This is a genomic window from Alcanivorax sp. HI0083, assembly GCF_001635175.1.
In genome coordinates, this window is the sequence record NZ_LWFX01000292.1 from 1 (window position 1) to 897 (window position 897).

At 52.6% G+C, this 897-nt stretch carries 2 protein-coding genes; both read left to right on the forward strand.

The annotated features are described in order from the left end of the window. Nucleotides 1-290: type II toxin-antitoxin system ParD family antitoxin (locus A3754_RS03115; RefSeq protein WP_369817566.1), on the forward strand; the 290-nt coding region annotated here is incomplete at its 5' end. Further along, nucleotides 290-586 (forward strand): type II toxin-antitoxin system RelE/ParE family toxin, encoded by a 297-nt coding sequence (locus tag A3754_RS03120; protein WP_063518823.1) that lies wholly within the window; start codon nucleotides 290-292, stop codon nucleotides 584-586. The genes A3754_RS03115 and A3754_RS03120, both read left to right, overlap by 1 nt. Nucleotides 587-897: the final 311 nt, after the last annotated feature.

Here is an 897-nt window from a genome sequence, read left to right on the forward strand (position 1 = left end):
AATGTCATACCTCTGCCATGTTAGGAGCACCAGCCATGAGCATGCACCGGAAAACCATCACGCTGACCGAACAGCAAGACGGCTGGGTGAAAGCCCAGATTGAAAGCGGCCACTTTGGCAACGATAGTGAGTACATCCGCGATCTCATCCGAAGGGACCAACAGACCAAAGAACGTCTTGCCATGCTGAGGCAAGCCCTCGCTGAGGGTGAGTCCAGCGGGGAACCGAAACCGTTGGATATAACGGCTATCAAGGCGGCTGGCCGTAAGCGGATTAAGGCTGCCGATTAGTGCTTACGTTGAACGTCACGCCGAGGGCGGAATCCGATTTTATTGGGATTTGGGTGTATGCCTGTGAGGAATGGGGCGTTGATCAGGCGGATAATTACGTGGATCGGCTTGAGGCCGGCATGAAACGGCTGATTGATCATCCATCGCTTGGCGCGAACTACGACCATGTTTTTTCTGGGTATAGCAAATTACAGGTCGAGCATCACGTTGTTTTTTATCGACTGCTTGAGTCGGAAGTGCTTGTTGTTCGTGTGTTGCACGAGGCCATGGATGCACCGGAAAGGCTTCTGGAGTAGTCGGAGTTATATTTTCGGCGCGGCTTAAAAATTTCCATCCTGCACCGTGCTGTTGTCTCCCAATAAGTAGCTGCACTCGGAAAATTACTCGCTGCGCTCCTGATTTTCCAGAATCAATAGGGCCAGGGCTCCCATTGGCTCTTCGGCTTTCGGGAATCAAGATGTTGAGCGTGCCTCCGTTTTTCCCTGACCTTTCGGCTTGTGATAAACCTTGTCGATTAGGCCTTTCAGGCTCTCTGTGCCCTTGGGTGAATTCGGCCTTCCTGAATGTGCGGCGATGTGGGGTTGCTGGCTGTGCCGCTGCGAATGAA